Raw genomic sequence first — 7,102 nt, 5'->3', positions numbered from 1 at the left:
AACCGATCCCCTGCTGAACTGGCATTTAGGATACTTACGCACTGCACACAATGATAAAACACAGGGGAAAGTTATGGCTGAATTCGCTCTTGATGTACTGGGCGTTACAACAGCAGCCGCTATTCACGATGGCGGTGTCTATACAGAAGGACTTGCCAGAGTATTTACAGACTCTTTCGAAACACTTGGAGGCACGGCCGCAGACCCGGTTGCGATCAACAAAGGTGAAACCGATATGCGTCCAGTTCTTGAAACCATCGTAGAATCCGGTGTGCCCGAGTTCCTGTATTATCCCGTTTTCACTGCCGAGGGAGGCATCCTGACTAAACAGGCCAGAGAATATCCCGGTCTCGAGTCAACTATTCTGGCCGCAGCTGATGGAATGATCTCAGATGCAGCTATTGAGGCTGTCGGTGTTGCTGGTGAAGGTATGTATTTTTCCGGCCCCGATCTATCCTTCTCTGGGGAATCCTATTACGACTTTCTTGCTACCTATGAAAATAAGTATGGTAGCAATCCCATCTCTGTTTATCATGCCCATGCCTTTGATGCAGCCAATATGATTTTTTCCTGCATAGAGGAGATAGCCATTCGAGATGGTGACACTATTCATATTGGCCGAGAATCGCTCCGCTCATGCCTGTATGCCACATCAGGCTTTGAAGGCATTACCGGCACATTAACTTGTTGAATATGGCGATTGTGCCGACCCCGTCATTAAAATATATCAGAATCAGGATCAGAGCTACGTTCCTATCTGGCCCTAAAATACCATTTCGATAGCCGTTTAGGAGTAAATAATTCATAAAAGTCGATTATTATCTCTTGACCCTGGAATTCATTCTTAGTTAGAATCGGGATCATGCAATTCGTTGAAAATTTGTAGACGCAATTGCTCGATTTCTAACCCATTCCTAGCCGAAGGGATGCATTGGAAGTGCAAATTCTTTCCATTGCGCAAGATATGCCCCCTATGTATAATAGCAGTTCAATAGGGAAAGGAGGCTCTAGTCAACAAAAACATTAACCTATCCACCAAAATCTCTCTATTCCACACTATAATAATTCACCATAAGGAGTGAAGAAGCATGAAAACCCGCATTTTTACCTTTTTAGCGCTGCTGGTCGTCGCCAGCATGATGCTTGCAGCCTGTAGCCCTGCACCGGCAGAAGCACCCGCCGCAGAAGAACCTGCTGCTGAAGAAGCTATGGCCGAAGAAGCACCTGCTGCTGAAGAAGCACCCGCCGCAGAAGAAGTTATGGCCTTTGAATGCACCGATGCAATTGGCTGTGTTGACATTGCAGCCGATGAACCGGTTCACATTGCCTATATGTTGACCATCTCTGGCGCAACCGCCTACTTGGGCGAAGACTCCAAGGGCGCGATCGAAATCGCTGTGGATGACCGCGGTGGTGAACTGCTCGGTCATGCAATCCAGCTCTCTGGCGAAGACTCCTTGTGCTCCGCCGAAGGTGGACAGACCGCCGCTACCAAAATAGCTGCTGACCCCACTATCTTGGGCGTAATCGGCACCAACTGCTCCAGCGCTGCCACTGCGGCTATGCCGACCATCAGTGGTGCTGGCTTGGTAATGCTCTCCCCCTCCAACACGGCTCCTGCCTTGACCCTTGAGGGCGAAACCTGGCAAGATGGCTACTTCCGCATCTGCCACACCGACCTGTTCCAGGGTTCTGTTGCGGCTGAATTTGCTTTCAACGAACTTGGCGCAACCACTGCGGCAACCATCCATGATGGCAGCCCCTATGCCGACCAATTGCAAGCAGTATTCGCCGGGCGCTTTGTTGAACTCGGTGGCACGATCACCTTCCAAGGTGCTGTCAATGTTGGCGATACCGACATGCGCACTGTGTTGACTACCGTTGCGTCTGACGCCCCTGCCGTACTGTATTTCCCCATCTTTGAACCTGAAGGACCCTTCATCGTAGCTCAATCTTCTGAAATTTCTGGTCTTGAAGAAACTGTTCTGATGGGCGCGGATGGTCTGCTGTCTGACTCCTTCCCCGAGAACTCTGGCGCCAATGCCGTGGGTATGTATCTCTCCGGCCCCTATGTTTCGGGCGCGGACTATGATGAGTTCCTGGCCAAATGGGAAACCAAGTTTGCTGGCGCCCCGCCCAGTGGTTTCCACGCCTTCGCTTATGATGGCACAAACATTCTGTTTGACGCTATCGAAGCTGTTGCGGTTGTCGATGCTGACGGAACCATCCACGTTGGCCGCCAGGCTTTGCGTGATGCTATCGCCGGCGTGACCGACTACACCGGCCTGACCGGAGCGCTGGATTGCAGTGATGATGACTACAGTGCCTTTGGCATCACCAATGCCAGCCATGGCGACTGCGCCACTGGCGCAGCCCTGGGTATCTTCCAGATCACCGAAGCTGAAGTTGATGGCAACTGGCCACCCGAAGCAGTTTACACCCCCTAGTCTTTGATCCTGGCTTTTGCTACAACCTATTATGCTAACAGCCATATAGGCTAGAAAAGATAATGAGCCAGGGAATATCACTTTCCCTGGCTCATTAATCTGTATGAGGACAAAACACAATGCTAAAACAATTCTTTGAACGCTTATCATGGGTGGATGTCTTTCTGAGACTGTTTCAAATACTCATTGTGGCAGCTATTATCATCGGTATATTTAACACGGTCAAAGCCGATTCCTATAGTAGTGAACAATGGGCTACCCTCGTGTTTGCCGGTCTGGCACAAGGCAGTATCTATGCGCTAATCGCGCTGGGATACACCCTGGTTTACGGCATTCTCATGATGATCAATTTTGCCCACGGCGAAGTTTATATGGGGGGCGCCTTTACAGCTGTATTCCTGGCGCAATATTTCGCTAATTCGGGCTTTTTAGAGCGACATCCTGTTCTTGCCATCATCGCACTTATTCTATTGGCCGCAGGAGTTTCGACAGGCATCGCGTTATTACTTGAACGCGTAGCCTACCGTCCTTTGCGCGGCGCTCCCCGGTTGGTACCACTCATTACAGCTATCGGTGCATCTTTTGCTTTGCAATACACCTTCCGCGGGCTTTATGGCGCAGAGTTTCGCTCGTATCCTGAAATCCCCAGCCTGCGAGTAACCGTCAATGTTTTCGGATTTCAGGTGCCACTCGTCCAATTGGTTGTGCTTTTTGCCGCCATCGCATTAATGCTTGCTCTCTACTTATGGGTGGAACGCACAAAAATGGGTAAAGCCATGCGCGCTGTATCTGAAGACAAAGATGTCGCCCGCCTGATGGGTATTGATATCGATAAAGTTATCGTCTCGACCTTTGCAGTTGGTGGCGCATTGGCTGGGGCAGCTGGTGTTTTCAACGGGTTGTTCCGCCCACAAGGCGTCTATTTCTTTATGGGTTTTTTCCCGGGGTTAAAAGCGTTCACCGCTGCCGTCCTCGGTGGCATCGGTAATGTGCCCGGAGCCATGCTTGGCGGACTATTCCTGGGTGTCATTGAATCGCTAGGTCCGAATCTAATTGTGGAAGGCCTGGGCATACCGGCTGCGAATCAACTCAAAGATGCCTTTGCCTTTACAATGCTGGTTCTTATTCTCATCATTCGCCCACAGGGCATCTTTGGTGAACGCCTGGCAGAGAAGAAAGCATGAGGTCAGCAAAGATGAATAATTCAAAATCACTTGATTGGCGTGTTATCGCTCGCTTTGGCTTGCTCGGTGGGATTGTCGCATTTTACTTTAGCGCAATCGGAATGGTCGAAACTTTTGGGCAACGTAATTTGGTCAGCACTTGGCTCTCATTGGGGCATGTCTTGCTCGTTATGGGATCGATTGGCGCTGGCTACCTGACGGCTCGCGAGCTTAAAGAAAAACACACTCTGACTACCATCGGAAGCAGCCTTTTAGCTGGCCTCGTATCCAGCGTTTTTCTGGTTCTCCTGATTGTGTTCGTCCAGCTATTGGTGGTAGGCAATGCTGGCGAGGAAGCTGCTTTCGTTTGGCGAGATATGTTTGTCAACATGTCGCCTCAACTGGTTGAGTTTCTCACCTTTGGGGCTGGGCCAATAACCGGAACCCTACTAATGGTTGCATTCCTTACCCTGATGGGGGGAGCTGGCTCTCTATTCGTACTCCTGCCGACGAAACTGTGGCAGGCTTTACTTAGCAGCATTATCTGGACACTAGGGATTGGACTTTTCTCTGAAAATGTCGGACAGATCATTCAGGAAACTTTTAGTCGTGAGATCGTCAAGGCGTTATTCTCAAGTAAATCCCTCAACCCGCTTCCGGCTGCCTTGATTTTCATCATCACCTTTGCAGTTGGCTACTTCCGCACCCATGAGAAAGCCAGAAGCGGTTGGGTAAAACTCCCACAAACTGCACAAAAACAAGGCCGCATTGTGGGCATTATTTTAGGCATCGCGGTATTACTGTATCTGCCCTTTATTGTCGGCTCATTTCTCAGTCAAGCCCTCTTTATGATCGGACTTTACGTCATGATGGGCCTGGGGTTGAATATCGTTGTAGGCTACGCCGGATTGCTTGATCTAGGTTATGTGGCATTCTTTGCCTTCGGAGCCTATGTGATGGGCATCTTGACATCCACCGGGCCGCTGGGCGTCAGCAATCTCAACTTCTGGACAGCACTGCCCATCGCAACTTTAGCAGGTATCATTTGGGGTGTTGTGCTCGGCTTCCCGGTATTGCGTATGCGCGGCGACTATCTGGCAATCGTCACCCTGGGTTTTGGCGAGATCATTCGCATTATGGCAACATCCAACTGGCTGGCCCCCTTCGAGGGCGGTCCCCAGGGCGTTTTGCACATCCCTAATCCCGAGTTTTTTGGTTTCATCATGAATACACCGCAAAGCATGTATTACCTGGTAATTGCCGGTTCGCTCCTGGCGGCTTTTGTTACGATACGCTTGCGCGACTCACGCCTGGGCCGTCAATGGATGGCTATGCGCGAAGACGAAGACGTCGCCGAAGCCATGGGCATCAACCTCGTGCAAACAAAATTACTGGCCTTTGCAATTGGTGCAGCATTCTCTGCGATGTCTGGAGCGATCTTCGCCGCACGGCTAGGCAACATCTTTCCCCACAGCTTCAACTTGTTGTGGTCGATCAACGCCCTGGCGCTCATCATTGTGGGTGGCTTGGGAAGCATCCCTGGCGTGATCGTTGGCGCTTTGATCCTGGTTGGTCTCCCAGAAATTCTGCGTGAGTTTGCTGAATACCGACTGCTCATGTATGGCCTCTTACTGATTGTAATGATGCTTGTCAAACCAGAAGGTTTTATTCCAGAACCCACTCGTAAACGCGAATTAAAGGCCGGAATCGATGACCAAATACCCGGCGCCGGAACTTTTGGAGAATTGGAGGGCTAGACATCATGGGAACAATTCTTAAAACTCGAGAAGTCACAAAACGCTTTGGTGGTCTAGTCGCAGTCAATAGTTTCGATGTTGACATTGAAGAATACTCGATTTCCAGCGTAATTGGCCCCAACGGAGCCGGGAAAACAACCTTCTTTAACTGCATTACTGGCTTCTATGTCCCGGAAGAAGGTGTAATCGACTTCAACGGGCATATCATACAAGGTCTTTCAACTGACCGGATCACGCGCTTCGGGATTGCCCGCACCTATCAGAATATTCGCTTGTTCTCAAATATGACAGCCATCGAGAATATCCTGGTAGGTCAACATCCGCACCTGAAAACCCCCTGGCTGACAGCGCTTTTCAAAACTCCAGGGTTTCTCAAAGAAGAACAAGCCGCCCTCGACGAAGCCCAACGCTTGTTGAACTTTGTCGGATTAAAAGGCCTGGGCGACCATACTGCACATAACCTGCCCTACGGCGCTCAACGCCGCTTGGAAATTGCCCGCGCGCTGGCAAGTAAACCCAAGCTGCTGCTTTTGGATGAACCTACCGCGGGGATGAATCCAAACGAATCGGCTGACATGATGCGTTTCATCCGTTACTTGCGTGACGAACTGGAAGTCACGATCTTGCTAATTGAGCACGATATGCGTGTCGTGATGGGCATCAGCGAACAAATTAGTGTGATGGACTTTGGACAAAAAATCGCTGAGGGCACCCCGGAAGATATCCAACGCAACCCGCGCGTGATCGAGGCCTATTTGGGTCGTGGTGCTGCTGCGGGGCTAGAACTCGAAATCAGCTCCGAGGCAGCCTAAATCAGGAGAGATCACTATGGCAATGTTAGAAGTTAACAACATTCATACCTACTATGGCAATATCCACGCACTGAAAGGAATCTCTATCACCGTGGAAGAAGGCGAAATCGTCACCTTGATCGGTGCTAACGGTGCAGGAAAAACTACCACCTTGCGTACCATCAGCGGATTGATCAAACCGGCCCAGGGAAATATCAAATTGGAAGGCGAGGATCTAGCTGCCTATCCAGCACATGAGATTGTCTACAAGCGCGTCGCTATGGTTCCAGAAGGCCGCGGAATTTTCTCAAAACTGACCGTAGCTGAAAACCTGGAAATGGGTGCATACAGCCGCGACAATAAAGCGGAAATGAAAACCGATATGGAACGCGTTTTCGATCTCTTTCCCCGACTAAAAGAACGCCGCACCCAGGTATCGGGCACGCTTTCCGGTGGCGAGCAACAAATGCTGGCAACCGGACGCGCCATGATGGCTCGCCCCCGGCTACTGCTGATGGACGAACCGTCGATGGGGCTGGCGCCTGTTTTGGTCGAGAGCGTTTTCGACACCATCGTGCGCATCAACAAAGAAGGAACAACCGTACTTCTGGTGGAACAAAACGCGACGATGGCGCTGCAGATCGCCAGTCGCGGCTATGTACTCCAAACTGGCGAGATCGTTCTGCATGATTCTGCAGACAACTTGCAGAAAAACGAGATGGTACAAAAAGCCTACTTGGGGATTGAATAAGATTTCATTTAGAATAATAAAACTCGAACGAGAAAGAGTGATAGATTTTTTCCTATCACTCTTTTTTTATGGGTCTCTGGACATTCCCGCCAGTTCCCAATGAACCAATATTTTGTAACAGATCATCATAAAAAAATAGGGTAGTGCTCAAGAAGGAAGTGATAGCCTGGAGATGTCATAGCGGACAATAAAC

At 50.1% G+C, this 7,102-nt stretch carries 6 protein-coding genes; all 6 read left to right on the top strand.

All coding sequences use genetic code 11. The features are described 5' to 3' along the window. The first annotated feature begins 73 nt into the window (after nt 1-73). Complete coding sequence (locus HN413_16860) at nt 74-691, top strand: ABC transporter substrate-binding protein (GenBank protein MBT3392071.1); 618 nt, start codon at nt 74-76, stop codon at nt 689-691. 397 nt (nt 692-1,088) lie between these two features. Then, nucleotides 1,089-2,447, top strand: a complete 1,359-nt coding sequence (locus HN413_16855; protein MBT3392070.1) for a branched-chain amino acid ABC transporter substrate-binding protein — start codon at nt 1,089-1,091, stop codon at nt 2,445-2,447. A 119-nt stretch (nt 2,448-2,566) separates the two neighbouring features. Beyond that, nucleotides 2,567-3,631 carry a branched-chain amino acid ABC transporter permease gene (locus tag HN413_16850; protein MBT3392069.1) on the top strand — a complete coding sequence of 355 codons (1,065 nt, stop codon included), beginning with the start codon at nt 2,567-2,569 and terminating at the stop codon, nt 3,629-3,631. Nucleotides 3,632-3,642: 11 nt separating this feature from the next. Then, nucleotides 3,643-5,367 (top strand): leucine/isoleucine/valine transporter permease subunit, encoded by a 1,725-nt coding sequence (locus HN413_16845; protein ID MBT3392068.1) that lies wholly within the window; start codon nt 3,643-3,645, stop codon nt 5,365-5,367. 5 nt (nt 5,368-5,372) lie between these two features. Next, a complete protein-coding gene (locus HN413_16840) occupies nt 5,373-6,179 on the top strand; it encodes an ABC transporter ATP-binding protein (GenBank protein ID MBT3392067.1) in 807 nt (268 codons plus the stop codon). Nucleotides 6,180-6,195: 16 nt separating this feature from the next. After that, nucleotides 6,196-6,909 carry an ABC transporter ATP-binding protein gene (locus tag HN413_16835; GenBank protein ID MBT3392066.1) on the top strand — a complete coding sequence of 238 codons (714 nt, stop codon included), beginning with the start codon at nt 6,196-6,198 and terminating at the stop codon, nt 6,907-6,909. Nucleotides 6,910-7,102: the final 193 nt, after the last annotated feature.

This window comes from Chloroflexota bacterium (assembly GCA_018648225.1).
Taxonomy (GTDB): Bacteria; Chloroflexota; Anaerolineae; order Anaerolineales; family UBA11858; genus NIOZ-UU35.
This window is presented reverse-complemented; position numbering and strand designations above follow the sequence as displayed.

Bases quoted from the DNA above. Each gene is read 5' to 3' on its own strand.
- HN413_16860 (MBT3392071.1), top strand. From the start codon at position 74: ATGGCTGAATTCGCTCTTGATGTACTGGGCGTTACAACAGCAGCCGCT.
- HN413_16855 (MBT3392070.1), top strand. From the start codon at position 1,089: ATGAAAACCCGCATTTTTACCTTTTTAGCGCTGCTGGTCGTCGCCAGC.
- HN413_16850 (MBT3392069.1), top strand. From the start codon at position 2,567: ATGCTAAAACAATTCTTTGAACGCTTATCATGGGTGGATGTCTTTCTG.
- HN413_16845 (MBT3392068.1), top strand. From the start codon at position 3,643: ATGAATAATTCAAAATCACTTGATTGGCGTGTTATCGCTCGCTTTGGC.
- HN413_16840 (MBT3392067.1), top strand. From the start codon at position 5,373: ATGGGAACAATTCTTAAAACTCGAGAAGTCACAAAACGCTTTGGTGGT.
- HN413_16835 (MBT3392066.1), top strand. From the start codon at position 6,196: ATGGCAATGTTAGAAGTTAACAACATTCATACCTACTATGGCAATATC.